The sequence below is a fragment of the Mariniflexile jejuense genome (assembly GCF_042675665.1).
In the GTDB taxonomy this organism is placed as follows: domain Bacteria; phylum Bacteroidota; class Bacteroidia; order Flavobacteriales; family Flavobacteriaceae; genus Mariniflexile; species Mariniflexile jejuense.
In genome coordinates this window covers 1,241,656-1,258,993 of sequence record NZ_JBHTJI010000001.1, presented here as the reverse complement: position 1 = coordinate 1,258,993, position 17,338 = coordinate 1,241,656, and the positions used below count along the sequence as shown (strand labels likewise).

The 17,338-nt window shown below is 32.2% G+C and carries 15 protein-coding genes; 10 read left to right on the top strand and 5 right to left on the bottom strand.

The annotated features are described in order from the left end of the window. The first annotated feature begins 139 nt into the window (after window positions 1–139). The 4 genes from ACFQ1R_RS05385 to proB are packed head-to-tail and all read left to right on the top strand — an operon-like array spanning window position 140 to window position 2,408. Complete coding sequence (locus ACFQ1R_RS05385; RefSeq protein WP_379925095.1) at window positions 140–580, top strand: GNAT family N-acetyltransferase; 441 nt, start codon at window positions 140–142, stop codon at window positions 578–580. Between the two features lie 34 nt (window positions 581–614). After that, the gene (locus ACFQ1R_RS05380) at window positions 615–806 is read left to right on the top strand and encodes a hypothetical protein (RefSeq protein ID WP_379925094.1); all 192 of its coding nucleotides are present in this window, start codon (window positions 615–617) and stop codon (window positions 804–806) included. A 23-nt stretch (window positions 807–829) separates the two neighbouring features. Further along, a complete protein-coding gene (proC, locus tag ACFQ1R_RS05375) occupies window positions 830–1,636 on the top strand; it encodes a pyrroline-5-carboxylate reductase (RefSeq protein ID WP_379925093.1) in 807 nt (268 codons plus the stop codon). A gap of 1 nt (window position 1,637) precedes the next feature. Further along, the gene (gene proB, locus ACFQ1R_RS05370; protein ID WP_379925092.1) at window positions 1,638–2,408 is read left to right on the top strand and encodes a glutamate 5-kinase; all 771 of its coding nucleotides are present in this window, start codon (window positions 1,638–1,640) and stop codon (window positions 2,406–2,408) included. Window positions 2,409–2,460: 52 nt separating this feature from the next. Here the strand turns inward: proB and ACFQ1R_RS05365 are convergent, their stop codons facing one another. The 3 genes from ACFQ1R_RS05365 to pepT all read right to left on the bottom strand — a co-directional run bounded on the left by ACFQ1R_RS05365 (window position 2,461) and on the right by pepT (window position 5,780). Beyond that, on the bottom strand, window positions 2,461–3,060 hold the full coding sequence (locus tag ACFQ1R_RS05365; RefSeq protein WP_379925091.1) for a YdeI/OmpD-associated family protein: 600 nt from the start codon (window positions 3,058–3,060) through the stop codon (window positions 2,461–2,463). 24 nt (window positions 3,061–3,084) lie between these two features. After that, window positions 3,085–4,386 (bottom strand): sodium:proton antiporter NhaD, encoded by a 1,302-nt coding sequence (gene nhaD / locus ACFQ1R_RS05360; RefSeq protein WP_379925090.1) that lies wholly within the window; start codon window positions 4,384–4,386, stop codon window positions 3,085–3,087. A 149-nt stretch (window positions 4,387–4,535) separates the two neighbouring features. Continuing rightward, window positions 4,536–5,780 (bottom strand): peptidase T, encoded by a 1,245-nt coding sequence (pepT, locus tag ACFQ1R_RS05355; protein WP_379925089.1) that lies wholly within the window; start codon window positions 5,778–5,780, stop codon window positions 4,536–4,538. A gap of 165 nt (window positions 5,781–5,945) precedes the next feature. Between pepT and ACFQ1R_RS05350 the strand changes: the two genes are divergently transcribed. Continuing rightward, a complete protein-coding gene (locus tag ACFQ1R_RS05350) occupies window positions 5,946–6,980 on the top strand; it encodes a quinone-dependent dihydroorotate dehydrogenase (protein WP_379925087.1) in 1,035 nt (344 codons plus the stop codon). A gap of 1 nt (window position 6,981) precedes the next feature. Here the strand turns inward: ACFQ1R_RS05350 and ACFQ1R_RS05345 are convergent, their stop codons facing one another. Beyond that, a complete protein-coding gene (locus ACFQ1R_RS05345; protein ID WP_379925086.1) occupies window positions 6,982–8,895 on the bottom strand; it encodes a T9SS type A sorting domain-containing protein in 1,914 nt (637 codons plus the stop codon). Window positions 8,896–8,975: 80 nt separating this feature from the next. Beyond that, window positions 8,976–9,902, bottom strand: a complete 927-nt coding sequence (locus tag ACFQ1R_RS05340) for a T9SS type A sorting domain-containing protein (RefSeq protein ID WP_379925085.1) — start codon at window positions 9,900–9,902, stop codon at window positions 8,976–8,978. Window positions 9,903–10,038: 136 nt separating this feature from the next. On the opposite strand from ACFQ1R_RS05340, the gene ACFQ1R_RS05335 reads away from it, so the two are divergent. From ACFQ1R_RS05335 to ACFQ1R_RS05315, 5 genes are all read left to right on the top strand, one after another. Next, window positions 10,039–10,902, top strand: a complete 864-nt coding sequence (locus tag ACFQ1R_RS05335; protein WP_379925084.1) for a hydroxymethylglutaryl-CoA lyase — start codon at window positions 10,039–10,041, stop codon at window positions 10,900–10,902. Between the two features lie 141 nt (window positions 10,903–11,043). Then, window positions 11,044–12,240, top strand: coding sequence for a DUF4856 domain-containing protein (locus ACFQ1R_RS05330; protein WP_379925083.1), 1,197 nt, complete (start codon window positions 11,044–11,046; stop codon window positions 12,238–12,240). A 100-nt stretch (window positions 12,241–12,340) separates the two neighbouring features. Then, window positions 12,341–13,462, top strand: a complete 1,122-nt coding sequence (locus ACFQ1R_RS05325) for an imelysin family protein (RefSeq protein WP_379925082.1) — start codon at window positions 12,341–12,343, stop codon at window positions 13,460–13,462. 62 nt (window positions 13,463–13,524) lie between these two features. After that, window positions 13,525–14,892: an HTTM domain-containing protein gene (locus ACFQ1R_RS05320; protein ID WP_379925081.1), complete on the top strand. Its 1,368-nt coding sequence runs from the start codon at window positions 13,525–13,527 to the stop codon at window positions 14,890–14,892. After that, window positions 14,873–17,296 carry a TonB-dependent receptor domain-containing protein gene (locus tag ACFQ1R_RS05315; RefSeq protein WP_379925080.1) on the top strand — a complete coding sequence of 808 codons (2,424 nt, stop codon included), beginning with the start codon at window positions 14,873–14,875 and terminating at the stop codon, window positions 17,294–17,296. The genes ACFQ1R_RS05320 and ACFQ1R_RS05315 overlap by 20 nt, the downstream gene beginning before the upstream one ends. Window positions 17,297–17,338 lie beyond the last annotated feature (42 nt).

The window sequence follows — 17,338 nt, the reverse complement described above, 5'->3', positions numbered from 1 at the left end:
ATTAAGAGGCTAAACAGCACATTTACCCTTTATTTCCACTTTAGTTAGATGCTTACTTGGTGTAGGTGTTTAATTTCCTATTACTTATTTTAATATTTAAGTTACTTCTTTAAGAAGTAATTAAAAGAAATACAAATTAATGACAATTAAAACCTTTGATGCTTTTTCAAGGCTATCAATTATTGATATCAATAGAATTACCAATTTCTTATTTGAATATTCTGGTGAAAGTAGAGATACAAAAAGCGCAATAAGAAAATCAATATTATATGCAGCCAAAGAAATACCTGGCTTAGGTGGTTATGTTTTTGTAATGGAACATCAAAATGCCATATTAGGCGCAATTGTAGTGAATAGAACAGGTATGAACGAATACATACCAGAAAACATATTGGTTTATTTAGCTGTGAAAACAGAGTTTAGAGAAAAAGGTATTGGTAAAGCATTAATTAAACACACAAAAAAATATTGTAATGGCGATATTTCAATACATGTAAATAAAGATAATCCGGTAATTAAATTGTTTGAAAAACAGGGTTTTAAATCCAGAAATATAGAGATGAGATTGGTTAGAAATTAATCAATCATCAAAATACATTAACAAAAACACACACATGAAAATTTTATATATAAAACGAAAAACAAAATACGAAAAGCGACACAGTCTTAAAATGGGCGAGTTAACAACCAAAGTAACTTATATTAAAAAGTACTTATTTGGTTTGCCTATTAAAACACTTCACCAATACCGAGAAACGTATTATGGTGAAGTAAAAGATTGTACAGACTGTATGCTATTTGTTTAAATAAAACGAAAAACTAAAAAAGAATGAAAGTACTAGTAATAGGTGCAGGAAACATGGGGTTAACCTATGCAGAAGGTATGTCGAAATCAAAGCTATTGAAAAAACGGAACATTATGGTTTTAGACAAATCTGAAGAAAAACTAGAAGAATTAAACCAAATATCACATTTTGATGCTTTTAAAGAATTGGAAGATTGTGTTCCTCAAGCAGATATCATATTTATAGCTGTAAAACCATACCATGCCGAAGGTGTATTTAAAGCCATAAAAACCTTGGTACAACCACAACAAATATTGGTTTCAATCATGGCAGGTGTTTCTATACCTTCAATAAAAGAACTAACAGGATTGAACAAAATAGTTAGAGCTATGCCAAATTTGCCAGCACAAATAGGGAAAGGCTTAACATCGTACGTTACTTCACCAGAAGTTTCTAGAATTGAAATGCTAACAGTAGAAAGTTTATTAGATACCACAGGAAAGTCGATGCGTGTATCTAGCGAAAATTTTATTGATGCCTCAACAGGAATTTCGGGTAGTGGACCAGCCTATGTGTTTTATTTTATGCAAAGCATGATGGAAGCTGCTTTACAAATGGGCTTTTCTAAAAACGATTCTACGGTATTGGTAAGTCAAACTTTTACTGGAGCGGTAGAATTGTTTAATCAATCAAATTTATCACCTAATTCATGGATGGAAAAAGTGGCTTCAAAAGGAGGTACCACACGTGCAGCATTGGATTCTATGGAAGATAATAATGTTGGCGAATTAATAAAAGAAGCAGCATTTGCAGCATTTAATCGTGCTGTAGAATTAGGAAAAGAATATTAAAATGTACAAAGAAAGAATAGTTATTAAAGTTGGTACAAATGTTATGACCAACAGAGACAACAGAATTGTTAGACCCGTTTTACGAAACCTGGTAAAGCAAATAGCCGAACTTTATGAGCGTGATATTATTTGCGTACTAGTATCGTCTGGTTCTGTTATTGCAGGAAAAGAGGTTTTGGGGAAGTCTAAAATAAAAGATAAAACACAACGCAGGCAAGTATATTCTGCAATCGGGCAACCTCGAATGATGCGTTTGTATTATAGTATTTTTCAGGATTTTGGAATGAAATGTGCACAAGTACTTCCTACCAAACGCGATTTTAGTCCGGGTATTCACAGGCAAAACATGATTAATTGTTGTGAAGGTTTGTTGGCTGAAGGTGTTATTCCTATTGCGAATGAAGATGATGCGGTTTCGGTTACCATGTCTATGTTTTCAGATAATGATGAATTAGCTAGTTTAATAGCACAACTTATTAATGCTGATAAACTTATTATTTTAACAGATATTGATGGACTTTACACAGGACACCCAGATTCAGAAAGTAGTGATTTAATAAAAAATGTAAATCCTAACGAAAATTTAGATAAATATATAAAAGACAGTAATAAAGGTGAAGCAGAAGGAAGAGGCGGTATGGGCTCAAAATTAGATTATGCCCAACAAGCGGCGGCAAATAATGTTCCAACTTATATTGTTAATGGAAAAACAGATAATGTTATTATTGATATTATAGATGGTAAAGCAGTTGGTACAAAGGTATCGTTATAATTATTTGATTTGCGTAAAACAGAAAAGCTTCCAAATAGGAAGCTTTTCTGTTTTAACAGTTTTTATATTTATCGTTTAAACCAATACCTTGTATAATCATGGGTGTTATTTTTTCTATACGTGTAAGTTTGGTAACATCACGTTTTGCCTCAAAAATATATTCACAATATTCACGCTGTTTGCTGGGTGTTAAAAGTTTAAAAGCGTCAAATAAAACAAGATTCTCTTTTAAATGTTTTTTAAGTTCTTCAGGAATAACAATATCTTTTTTGGTAGTTTTACTTGGCTTAATTTCCTTACCTAGTTTTTGGTTTTCAATAGCTTCTTTTACGTAAGCTAACACACTATTTTTATCAATATCTTTAATTGACTCAAAACGCATTTGTCTTAAACCTTTTGTTTTTTCTTGAGCAGATTCAAGCAGTTTTTTTTCATCTTTCAAGAAAACACCATTAAAAAACCAAATTCCAAAATGATGTTTAAAAGCACCTAAACCCATAATGTTTTTTCCATCTAGTGCATAAATAGGCGCATTCCATTTAATACTTTCTTCTAATTCTGTTGAAGTGATAATGTTTCGTAAAAGTGTTAACGCATCGCTAAATTGTGCGTGTTCTTCAATGTATTCTTCAACCGAATTGGCTTTTTTCATTTTTATAGACGTAAAATTTACAGTCTATAAATTTAAAACATAATAGGTTAAAACACCAGATAAATACCCAAGAATTGCTAACCAGCTAATTTTTTTAAGATACCAAATAAAGTCAATTTTCAAAATACCCATAATAGCTACACCAGCTGCAGAACCTATAATTAATGAGCTACCTCCAGTTCCTGCACAATAGGCTAAAAGTTCCCAAAACGCATGGTCTTGTGGATATAAAGATAGTGGATACATACCCATAGCACCAGCTACAAGTGGCACATTATCTACAATAGAAGAAATTAAACCAATAATGATATTTATGATATAAATATTACCAAACGTATCATTTAACCATGTTGCAACTTGTATTAAATGACCACCAGTTTGTAAACTAGCTACAGCTAAAAGAATTCCTAAAAAGAATAAAACACTAGGAGTATCAACCTTTCTAATAACACTAGCTACCGATAGATTATGGCGGTGTTCTGCAGGTTTATTTTTATGAATAAGTTCTGTTACTACCCATAAAACACCCAAACTTAAAAGAATACCCATAAAAGGCGGTAAATGGGTAAGAGTTTTAAAAACAGGAACAAATAATAAACCAGCAACTCCTAACCAAAGTATTAAAGACGCTTCAAAATAACTTGCAACTTGGTGGTGTTCGTTATTGGTTTTTAAATCACTTGTTGGTTGGGTAATATTTCCTTTTTTAAGAAACGTTAAAGCTAAAAGAGGTACCGATAAGCAAACTATGCTAGGTAATAAAACTTCTTTAATGATGTTTCCAGCTGTTATTTGTCCACCTATCCAAAGCATGATGGTGGTAACATCACCTATTGGAGACCAAGCTCCACCTGCATTGGCGGCAATAACCACAATGCCTCCAAAAAACCAAATATCCTCTCGGTCTTTTATCAATTTTTTTAATAAAGCGGCCATTACAATAGTTGTAGTAAGGTTATCTAAAACAGATGAAAGTATAAACGTTACAATACCAATAATCCATAGTAATTTAACACGATTTGTGGTTTTAATTTTAGATGTTATGATGTAAAAACCACCATGTGTATCAATTAGTTCCACAATGGTCATAGCACCTAAAAGGAAGAATAAAATTTGAGATATTTCACCCACATGATGCAATATGGCTTCATCAATAAAATGAGCTTCATGTGGTGTTTGAAAAATAGTGTTTTGTCCAAGCACTAAAATAACCCAACAAATAACACCAGTTAAGATGGCTGAAGCGGCTTTGTCAATTTTTAAAGGATGTTCAAAGGCTATAAAAATGTAGCCGAGAATGAATGCAATAGCTAGTAGAAGATACATATTAATTAGTTTAGCGTATCACGGTTACAAACAATTTTAAGCACTAAAAAAAGCTTATATTGTTTGTAAACAATGTTGGGACTAATGTAATATATATTTCGACTCAAAATAGATGAAGCCAAAAAAAAATTCAAACTAGTTTTTGAGTGCTATTTATAGTCGTTTTTTGCAGTTATTTCGGCAATTTTGCAAATAACTTCGGTAGCTTTTATCATACTTTCTACAGGAATATATTCATAGCGTCCATGAAAATTATGTCCGCCAGCAAATATATTTGGGCAAGGTAAACCCATATAACTTAGTTGCGACCCATCAGTTCCACCACGAATGGCTTTAATTAATGGTTCAATATGAAGTTGTTTCATAGCTTCCTCGGCAATATCAACAATATGCATAACAGGTTCAATTTTTTCACGCATATTAAAATATTGGTCTTTAATTTCGATGCTTATTACTTCCCAACCATATTGTTTGTTTAGTTCTTTTGCTAATTTTTTCATTACTACTTTACGGGCTTCAAAATGACCTAAATCGTGGTCGCGAATTATGTATTGTAATACAGTTTCTTCTACTTCACCTTTTATGGATGATAAATGAAAAAAGCCTTGATATCCATCAGTATGTTCTGGTGTTTCAAGTCGGGGTAACGAATTTATAAACTCTTGCGCAATGTACATGGAGTTAATCATTTTACCTTTCGCATAACCTGGATGTACAATTTTACCTTTTACTTTTACTACGGCACTAGCGGCATTAAAATTTTCGTATTCTAATTCACCAATTTGGCTACCATCCATGGTGTATGCCCAATTAGCTCCAAATTTTTCAACATTAAATTTATGTGCACCTCTACCAATTTCTTCATCGGGTGTAAAACCAACTCGAATTTTTCCATGCTTAATTTCTGGATGATTAATTAGGTATTCCATAGCCGAAACAATTTCTGTAATACCAGCTTTATCATCGGCACCTAAAAGCGTTGTACCATCGGTAGTTATTAAGGTTTGCCCTTTATAAAGGTGCAAATCTTCAAAATAATCTGGAGAAAGGATAATGTTTTCAGCTTCGTTTAACACAATATCTTTTCCGTTGTAATTTTCAATAATTTGAGGCTTTACATTTGCACCAGTAAAATCGGGTGAGGTATCAAAATGTGAAATAAACCCAATAGTTGGCACATCGTGCGCCACATTGCTTGGTAAAGTAGCCATAATGTATGCGTTTTCATCAATTGAAACGTCTTCCAAACCAATAGCTTTTAGTTCTTCAACCAACTTATTTGCCAAATCCCATTGCTTTTGTGTACTTGGTGTTGTGTTGGATGTTGGATCTGATTCTGTATCGATAGTAACGTAACTAGTAAAACGTTTTATAATGTGTTCTTTTGAAATCATTTTGATATATTTTTTACAGTATAAAAGTACGGAATTTTAAAATTTGAGTACTATAATCAAATAACCTTTTAAGGTTTAAAAGTACAATTATTAAATTTTTTAGCTTTTGAATTGCTTCATTTTTTATTTACAATTTTTAGAAGTACTTTTGCATAAATAATACAGATGTACAAACTATTACTTCGCCCGTTATTTTTCTTGTTCGACCCAGAAAAGATTCACTATTTTACATTTTCGTTAATAAAAACAACTTCAAGAATACCAGGTTTTGAATCTCTATTTAGAAGTTTATATGTTGTTGAAGATAAACGATTGGAACGTAATTTATTTGGAATAACATTCAAAAACCCAGTAGGTTTAGCTGCAGGTTTTGATAAAAATGCAGTATTATACAATGAACTGGCAAATTTTGGTTTTGGTTTTATTGAAATTGGAACGGTTACACCAAAGGCGCAAGCAGGAAATCCAAAAAAGCGTTTGTTTCGCTTGAAAGGCGACCAAGGTATTATAAACCGTATGGGTTTTAATAATGATGGTTTGGAAGCTGCTATTTCACAATTAAAAAACAATAAAAAGAAACTAATTATTGGGGGTAATATTGGTAAAAACACACATACAAAACCCGAAGATTATACCAAAGATTATTTAGAATGTTTTAATGCATTACATCCGTATGTTGATTATTTTGTACTTAATGTAAGTTGCCCAAACGTGGGAAGTCATGCCAAATTAAATGATAAAGATTATTTAGAAGAATTAATTGGCGCTGTACAAAATGCGAATAAAAACTTTGAAACACAAAAACCAATTCTTTTAAAAATTGCACCAGATTTAAATGATAATCAACTAGATGAAATTGTAGATCTTGTTGCAACAACCAAATTAGATGGTGTGATAGCAAGTAATACATCTACGGATAGAAGTGGATTAAAAGCTACAGAAACGCAATTGGAAACAATAGGAAATGGCGGTTTAAGCGGGCAACCAATTAAAGATAAAAGCACACGAGTAATAAAATACTTAGCAGATAAAAGCAATAAATCGTTTCCAATAATTGGTGTTGGTGGTATTCATTCGGCAGAAGATGCCTTAGAAAAAATTAACGCAGGTGCTAGTTTAGTTCAAGTTTACACTGGGTTTATTTATGAAGGACCAAGTTTAGTAAAGGCAATTAACCAAGCGGTTTTAAAAGCGAAGTAGCTTACTTTACAATTTTCTTAGTAATTCTAGAATTTTTACTTTTTATAGTTAATAAATACATGCCAGATGTTAAATTACTAACATTAATTTGTTGGTTAACAAGAACATTATTTACAAGTACTTTTCCGGATAAATTAGAAATTTCATAGCTCAAATCCTCATCAGTATTGTTTGTACTAATGTAAAGAATATCGCCAGTCATTGGGTTTGGATACACTTTTATTGCAGCATCAGATATTGGTACATCAATGGTTTTAATAAACACATTATCAATAGCAATATCGCCATCCCAATTATTGCCTCTTACAGCTCTAAAACGTATATTTATGGTTTGATTTGTATAAGCTGATAAATCAATATCTCTAATTAAAAAAGCATCATCTTGATGTTTTTGTTGGCTACCAATTAGCGCAGGAATAACATCGTTTATATACCCATTTTCAGTTTTAATATCAACATGTAATTCACCAATACCTTTTCCAAACATATGATATGAAAATTCCAATTCAGAATTTGGATTTGTTACATCAATGCATGAAGAAATTAGTTCGGCTATATCACCTTCTTTAGCACCTGAGGCTTCAGCATATATATAGGTATTTGTTTTATTTGATGCGTTTTTAAAAAGTGGACCGGTATTGCTAGATGTTGTTTCGCCTTTATTTACTAGCCAATTGTAACCGTTTTGAGTTGCATCTTTAATAGTCCAGTTAACATCGCTTTGCAATTTGTAAGTTTCAAAATCATCATTAAAAAGCGTTTCAGTATTACCTACTTTTATGAGTTTAGAATATGTTTTTTTAATGCATTTTTGTTTGTTTGAAACAGTAAGTGTTACATTGTAAACGCCACTTGTATAAGTATGTGTTGGGTTTTGGGTTGTATAATCAATAATCCCATCACTATCAATATCCCATTCCCATTTGGTAATGTTTTTACAATTACTTTGAAAATTAACGGTTAATGATTGGTTGCAAGTTTCACTCACATCAACGCTTACATTAGCATTAAAATCTGGACAGGCTAAATAATTTTTAGCTGTGAGGTAAAAAGCATACATGCGCGCTAATTGTTGTTCAGTAAAATGCGTTCTGCAACCTTTCATAGCGTAAGACATGATGTTGTTGGTGTCTGGAGCATAAGCATCACCATGAGCATCGGTAGTTGTTCCTGTGTATTGACAAAAATTGTTAATATTTTTGGTGGTTAACTTAGGGTCGGCAGGCGTATCGCAAATACCATCGCCATCGGTATCGCAATTACTACCATCAACAAATTCAGTAGTCATTGTATCGTTTGGACCATGTGTGTGCATTAATGAGAAAAAATGCCCCATTTCGTGAGCTAAAGAGGAATCATTTGAAACACAACTGTTTTTCATAACAATTACGTCGTTTCTACCTTCGTTATCAGCATAACCGCAAATACTCTCGTCTGATGTGTTTTCAATATAATCGGTAAAATAAATATTTATTAAACCAGCAACATTATTGGTTTCTATTAAAGTTTTTTCATCACCTTTTTTAAAATCACAAAGTTTGTCTTCGTTTATATAATTAATACCATCACACAAAAAGAATTCCATAAAAGCATCGGCATAAATTGTATTCAAATTGGCAATAGCATTATTTAAAGTTGAAATACAAAGACCGCCAGTACCATTAGAATTTCTAATAATATGCGCTTTTACAGGAATGGAATTAATTGTTTTAAGTTTTGAAGCGTTTTTAGCAAATTTTTGTTGTAAAAAAAACTGTTCATATTTTTTAATTTGAGGTTTTATACTGTTGAAATAATTCAAAGATTTTTCGTTAGTAATTGTTCCGCATGAAGTTATTTCGTTTTGAGCTTTTACACTAAACGAAATCAATATCAAAAATAAAAAATAAGGTAATGTAGGTTTAAAAATATTCATTTGGGGAAAACATTTTAATCAAATGTATCCTTAAATCTATTTGCTTAATAATAAAAACGTTAAACCGTGAGATTTATCGACTATTCGACAATTAGCTTTTGAATTTTGCTTTTTCCGTTGTTTGTATTCAATTTTATTAGATATATACCTTTGCTAAAGTTGGTAAGGTTTATATCTAATTCTTCTATAGTGGATTCAGTAGAAATATCTTTAACCAAGCGCCCTAAAACATTATAAAGTTGCACAGATTTTAAATTGATATTTTTAATATTTGAAATGGTTACTCGCTCTTTTGCAGGATTTGGATACACTTTAATGTTTTCTATTTTATTATTTGAAAGGCTTAATGTTGAACCATTGTAAGTAAACGTAATTGTACCCATTTTATTCCCATTTATAGGGAAACCTGTAATTTTATAAACGCCAATTCTTGGGTTGCTTACAGCATTTAAAGAAGTGTAATCTGTACCATCATCAGTTCCAGAATCGTAGGCAAAAACATCTAGTGTAAAGGTGTCTTTCCAACCATTGTTAACACTGTTATTTCCAGATCGTAATGTAACGCTATTTACAGCAATAAACCAATCTGGACTTGGCGCAACCATAGATACTAAAGTTATTAAAGGGAAATTTTCATTTACTTGTACGTCATTAATTGTAAACGTTCCAATAGCATTACCAATTCCACCTGTACTAAGCCATTTATCTGCTTTATTTAAAGAAATAGCGGTGTTTACTTCGTTCATAAAATTGGTGTTGTTACCCAATTCTGCAACATCTTTAATGCCATTTGTATTAGGTGAAACAACACCTAGTTCGAAAAATTCATTTTCAGTATTATGTGTTGCACCAACTAGCGACGACCAATGTGCATTTGCAGGAATAGAAGTATGGTTGGCTTCATTCCAAATGGTTGTTAATGAAATACTGTATGAAGCAGTACTTTGTGCAAATGTTTTAGAGGAGAAAGCAAGTGAAATTATAAAAAGCAGCGTAAAGTTTTTCATAGCAAGATTTGATATTAGTTACTTTTAAGTCGACAGTTTAAAAAAAAGCTTACAAAAGAAGTTTTAATTAGCAAGAATTTTTGAATAGGCTTTAATAAAAATAATAGTATTTTTAACCTCGTTTTTAAAACTAAAAATGCTTGATCCAATAAAAATCATAGAATGCCCACGAGATGCTATGCAAGGCATCAAAGAATTTATACCTACCGAGAAAAAGGTACAGTATATACAATCTTTATTACGTGTAGGTTTTGATACAATTGATTTTGGAAGTTTTGTATCGCCAAAAGCCATTCCGCAAATGGTTGATACTGCCGAGGTATTGTCTAGGTTAGATTTAAGTAAAACCACAAGTAAACTATTAGCTATTATTGCAAATACACGAGGCGCAGAAGATGCTTGTAAACATACAGCAATTGATTATTTAGGCTATCCATTTTCAATTTCAGAGAATTTTCAAATGCGTAATACGCACAAAACTATTGCACAATCTGTTATAACACTTTCTGAAATTTTAGAAACTGCCAACAAAACGAATAAAGAAGTAGTTGTATACATTTCTATGGGCTTTGGAAACCCTTATGGCGATCCATGGAACGTTGATATAGTAGGCGAGTGGACAGAGCGTTTAAGCACTATGGGTGTTAAAATCATTTCGTTAAGTGATACTACAGGAAGCTCAAATCCAGAAAGTATTAATTATTTGTTTTCAAATTTAATACCTAAATATACCCATATCGAGTTTGGCGCACATTTACATACTACACCAACATCGTGGTTTGAAAAAGTTGATGCTGCCTATAAAGCTGGTTGTACGCGTTTTGATGGTGCTATTCAAGGTTTTGGTGGTTGCCCAATGGCAAAAGACGAATTAACAGGAAACATGCCTACAGAAAAGTTATTATCATACTTTACTTCGCAAAAAAATAACAACCTTAATGCACTTAGTTTTGAGAGTGCACATAACGAGGCATCTAAAATTTTTAGAGTTTATCATTAATTTTATATAATAGTAACAATCATTTTTTTTTACGATTATTATTTTAAATAAATCTAAATAAACTTTGGATATGTCATTTAGTGTATTATTTTTGCACAAAAATTAACTTACTATTTGTATCAAGTCTAAATAAAACAAAAAATGACAAGAATTTTATCAATCGTAGCTGTAGCTGCAATCTTATTCACTTCATGTTCAAATGATGATGATAATTCAAATCCAATTGAAACTCCAGAAACTTATGCATTTACACGTAATAACGCATCAACAGTCGATTTTAGTGGTCAAACTACTAGAATAGCTATGGCCGATGCTTTAGTAAATGCTTTAAAAGATAATACAAAAACACAAGCACAATTAGATGGTATGTTTACTCATGCGCAAGGTAATGCAGATTTTACCGATGCTAATTTAAATGCTTCTGATAAAAATGTACGTAGTAAAACAGCAGCTTCAACCGATTTTTTTGCTTCAAATACTACAGCAGCTAATGCTATTAAAGCAGATTTTGATGGTTGGATAGCTTCACAAGTTACCAATGTGTTTCCTAAATGGAATACCGTTGCAACTGCTGGTAATGCAGGACAATTACAACAAAGTGGTGGTGGTACCATTCGTTACATTAATGCTAAAGGTTTAGAGTATAACCAAGCCTTAGCTAAAGGGTTAATTGGTGCTTTAATGTTAGACCAAATTTTAAATAATTACTTAAGTCAAGCTGTTTTAGATGCAGGAACTAATAAGGCTGATAATAACAATGGCGTTTTAGAATCTGGTAAAAGTTATACATCTATGGAACATAAATGGGATGAAGCTTATGGTTATTTATATGGTAGTGAAGTAGACCCTGCTGTACCAGTTTTAGATGCCGACCAGTTTTTAAGCGAATATATAGAAAGAGTTTCGGCCGATTCTGATTTTGCAACAATTGATGATGATGTTTATAACGCCTTCAAGCTAGGTAGAGCTGCTATTGTTGCTAAAAACTACAAAGTTCGCAATGCTCAAGCTGAAATTATTAAAGAGAATTTATCAAAAATTCCAGCAGTAAGAGGTGTATTTTATTTACAAGCATCAAAAGCTAATTTAGGTGTTGATAATGCCAGAGCATTTCATGCGTTATCTGAAGCTTATGGTTTTATTTACAGTTTACAATTTACAAGAAAGCCAAATTCAACTCAACCATATGTAACAAAAACCGAAGTTGAAGGTTATTTATCACAATTAATGGCAGGTAATGGTTTTTGGGATGTAACTGCAACAACCATCGATAGTGTATCTGATGCTATTGCGGCAAAATTTGGTTTCACCACTGCTCAAGCTGCAACGGTTGAATAATACAGATAAATTCATATATTAAACGCAATAAAGCAGGTGGAATTACCAAAATAATCCCATCTGCTTTATATATTTGCAAAAATTTTGAAAATTCATAGATATGATAAAAAAAGGCATTACAATAGTTGTTTTAATGGTCATGATGTTTGCCTGCAGTAGTTCTGATGGTGATGGCGATAATAAAACAAAAGATAATTTTGATAGACAAACCATGTTAATAAATTGGGCTGATAATATCATTATTCCTGTTTTTCAAGATTTAAACACCCAATTAGATGCTTTAGTAACAGCTAAAAACACATTTGTTGCTACACCAAACCAAACCAATTTAGAGGCGTTTCGTTTGGCATGGCTTAACGCTTATAAAGTATGGCAATATGCAGAAATGTTTAATATAGGTAAAGCGGAAGCTACCAACTATGTGTACCAAATGAATGTATACCCAACAACGGTAGCCGATATTGAAGCCAACATAGCTAATGGTACTTATGATTTAACTCATGCAAATAACAATGATGCCGTTGGTTTTCCTGCTCTTGATTATTTGCTGTATGGTGTTGCTTCTGGTGATGCTGCTATTTTAAATGTTTATACTACCAATGCTAATGCAAGTGGCTATAAAACCTATGTGTCTGATTTAGTAAACCAAATGAAATCGCAAACACAAGCTGTTTTAACCGATTGGACATCGGGTTACAGAACGACCTTTGTTAATAGTACTACCAATACAGCTACCAGTGCAACTAATAAATTGGCTAACGATTTTATTTATTACTACGAAAAAGGTGTGAGAGCAAATAAAGTTGGAATTCCAGCAGGTGTTTTTTCTACAACACCATTGCCAGAAAAAGTAGAAGGATACTATAACAAAAATGTGTCTAAAATATTAATTTTAGAATCGATGAATGCGGTTCAAAATTTCTTCAATGGTAAAGCGTATAATGATGCTGGTACTACAGGAGCAAGTTTTAAAACCTATTTAGATTATTTAAATATTGCAAAAGGAGGTACAGACTTAAGCACTTTAATTAATAACCAGTTAAATTTAGCCCGAACTAAAATACAAGATTTAAATGCTAATTTTAGTAGTCAAATAAATACTGATAATACTAAAATGACTTTGGCTTATGATGAGCTTCAAAAAGCAGTGGTATTATTTAAAGTAGATATGGTACAAGCCTTCAATATTAGTGTTGATTATATTGATGCTGATGGCGATTAATAATATAAGAAAATAACACCTTAAAAGATTCTCTACACGTTGGGGAATCTTTTTCATTTTATATGGGTTTCAATTGTAAAACATACTTAAATAGCTATAAAAGTGCGGCACCTTTAGCGGTGTTTAGAATCCTTTTTGGTAGTATGATGCTGATAAGTATTGTTAGGTTTTGGGCTAATGGATGGATTGAAACCTTATATTTAAAACCTAAATTTCATTTTACGTATTATGGGTTTGAGTGGGTAAAACCCTTTGGTAATTACACTTATTTATTGTTTGTAGTTTGTGCCATCGCTGCCTGTTGTGTTGCCTTGGGGTTTAAATACAAAATGGCAATTATTACCTTCTTTTTAAGTTTTACTTATATAGAATTAATGGATAAAACCACCTATTTAAACCATTATTACTTTATAAGTTTATTGAGTTTTTTAATGATATTTTTACCAGCTAATGCCTATTTTTCGGTTGATAATATCTTCAAAAAGTCAAGTTTTAAAACCATTCCTAAATGGACGATTGATAGTGTAAAACTACTTTTAGGAATTGTTTATTTTTATGCGGGGTTAGCCAAGATTAATTCCGATTGGTTATTTAAAGCCATGCCTTTAAAAATTTGGTTACCATCAAAATACGATTTGCCCTTTTTAGGCGATATCATGCAACAAGAGTGGTTTCATTATGCCATGAGTTGGAGTGGTATGATTTACGATTTAAGTATTCCGTTTTTATTGTTGTACAGAAAAACACGCTGGGTTGCATTTGCGCTGGTTGTGTTTTTTCACGTATTTACCCGAGTATTATTTCCAATAGGCATGTTTCCGTTCATCATGATAGTGTCTACGTTAATATTTTTCGATGCTAAATTTCATCAAAAAATCATCGATTTTATAAAAAATTTCTTCAGGCTTTTATCATTCAAAGTATCTACTCGAGTTATAGCTAGCGAAAAATATAACTTTAGAAACCGTAAAATAGTCATACCAATTATAACATTGTTTTTTGTTATTCAATTGGTGTTTCCATTTCGATATTTACTATATCCGGGCGAATTATTTTGGACAGAAGAGGGTTATCGCTTTTCTTGGCGTGTGATGCTTATGGAGAAGGCAGGATATACTACCTTTACAATTAAAGACGCTAAAAAAGGTACTAAGTTTGTAGTTAGAAATTCCGATTTTTTAACCTCTTTTCAAGAAAAACAAATGAGTTTTCAACCCGATTTTATTTTAGAGTACGCCCATTTTTTAGGAGATCATTTTACCTCACAAGGGCATAAAAATGTACAGGTATTTGCCGAAAGTTACGTAGCTTTAAACGGGCGTTTAAGTCAACCATATGTAAATACCTCTGTCAATTTATATAAAGAAAAAGAATCATTCCGCCATAAAACGTGGATTTTACCATTTAACGATGAGATTAAAGGATTATAACATCATTTTAATGCTTTTTTTAAGCATTCTAGGGCATGCACAATACAAAATTTCGGGTATTGTTACGAGTGCCAAAACCAATCAACCAATCAAGCAAGTAGAGGTTTACGATAAAGTTTCGGGTTTAAAAGCCACAACCAATGCTAAAGGATATTATGAGTTTGAAACTGATAAAAAAAGTATCACTATCGTATTTTTTTCTTATGAATTTGAAGTGAAAGAGGTAGCATTATCTTTAACAACTTCAACCCAAGTAAATGCGGTTTTAAATGAAATGTCGGTAAGCTTATCGGAAGTTGAAATTACTTCAAGAAGAAAAAGAGTTTTCGAATTATCTAGGTTAAAAGATGTTGAAGGTACCGCTATATATGCAGGTAAAAAAACCGAAGTGGTTTTAGTAGACCAATCTATGGCTAATTTAGCAGCAAATAATGCGCGTCAATTGTACAGTCAAGTAGCTGGTTTAAATATTTATCAAAATGACGATGCTGGCTTACAACTAAATATTGGTGGTCGTGGATTAGATCCTAACAGAACAGCCAATTTTAATACCAGACAAAATGGGTACGATATTAGTGCCGATGTTTTAGGATATCCAGAAAGTTACTATACACCAGCATCCGAAGGTTTAAAGGAAATTCAGGTAATTCGTGGTGCTGCTTCATTACAATATGGTACCCAATTTGGAGGTCTTATCAATTTTAAAATGAAAGAGCCAAATCCAAATAAACCTATCGAGTTAATAACTAGAAACACTTTAGGAAGCAACGGGTTATATACTAACTTTACAAGTTTAGGAGGCACAAAAAATAAGTTTAGCTATTATTCTTATTTTAATTATAAAATGGGCGACGGGTTTAGGCCAAATTCTGAATTTGAATCGAAAAATGTGTTTACCCAAATCGGATATCAGTTTAATGATAAAACAAAAGTTACAACCGATGTTACATATTTGCGTTATTTGGCGCAACAAGGAGGCGGATTAACAGACCAAATGTTTTATGATGACCCTTACCAAAGTAATCGTGAGCGCAATTGGTTTCAAATAGATTGGTTTCTTTATAATATAAATTTAGCGCATCAATTTTCAGAAAACACCAATTTTACTTTCAACTTTTTTGGACTTAATGCGTCTCGCGATGCGTTAGGGTTTAGAACCAATCGTGTAGACCAAATTGACCCTGGTAACGAACGCGATTTAATAAAAGGCGAGTTTAAAAATTTTGGTTTTGAAACCAGATTGCTAAGTAAGTATGAAGTTGCCCAAAAAGATGCTACTTTTTTAATTGGTGCTAAATTGTACAAAGCTGATAATTTCCAGCAACAAGGTCCGGGAAGCGACGGTATTGATCCAGATTTTAGCTTTTATAACGATGAGTTTCCCAATTACCCAAGTCAATCTAAATTCGATTTGCCTAATTTTAACGTGGCCGTTTTTGGAGAAAATATTTTTTATGTAAACAATAAATTTTCTGTTACCCCAGGGTTTCGTTTTGAATATATTAGAACCCAAAGTGAAGGATTTTATAAAAACATAAGAACCGATGCAGCTGGTAATGTTATTTTTGAAGAAACTGTAGAAGATAATCAGGATTTTGACCGTTCTTTTGTATTGCTAGGTTTAGGCCTAAGCTATAAACCTACAACGGGTTTTGAAGTTTATGGTAACGTGTCGCAAAACTACCGTTCGGTAACATTTTCCGATATTAATATTAACAATCCTGCTTTTGCAATTAACCCAGATATTACTGATGAAAAAGGTTTTACTGCCGATTTAGGTATAAGAGGTAACTACCAAAGCATTGTGTCTTACGATTTAGGTGTTTTTGGGTTGTTTTACAATGGACGTATTGGTTTTGTTCAAAAAGTATTAAACGATAACCGAATTATTAGTGAACGTGGTAATGTAGGCGATGCCGTAATGTATGGTGTAGAATCGTTATTCGATTTCAACCTAAAAAAAATAGTAGGTTTAAGTAACTATTTTAGCTTTAATTACTTTATTAATACATCGTTTATCAGTTCAAAATATACCACTTCGCAGCAGGTTGGTGTAAAAGGAAATAAAGTAGAATTTGTACCAGATGTTAACTTAAAAACAGGAGTAAAATTTGGGTATAAAAATATGGCTTCAAGCATACAATACACGTATTTGTCTCAGCAATATACCGATGCTACCAATTCGGTATCGGCAAACTTAAGCGGTGTTATTGGTGCCATACCAAGTTATGATGTGCTAGATATTTCATTAGCTTACACCTATAAACAGTTTAAGTTAGAAACAGGCATTAACAATGTTTTAGATAACGCTTACTTTACTAGACGCGCAACAGGTTATCCAGGACCAGGTATTATTCCATCAGCGCCAAGAAATTGGTACACAACATTGCAAATAAAGTTATAGTAGGTTTTAAGTTTTTTTTAACGTTTGTCAATTAAACTTTGG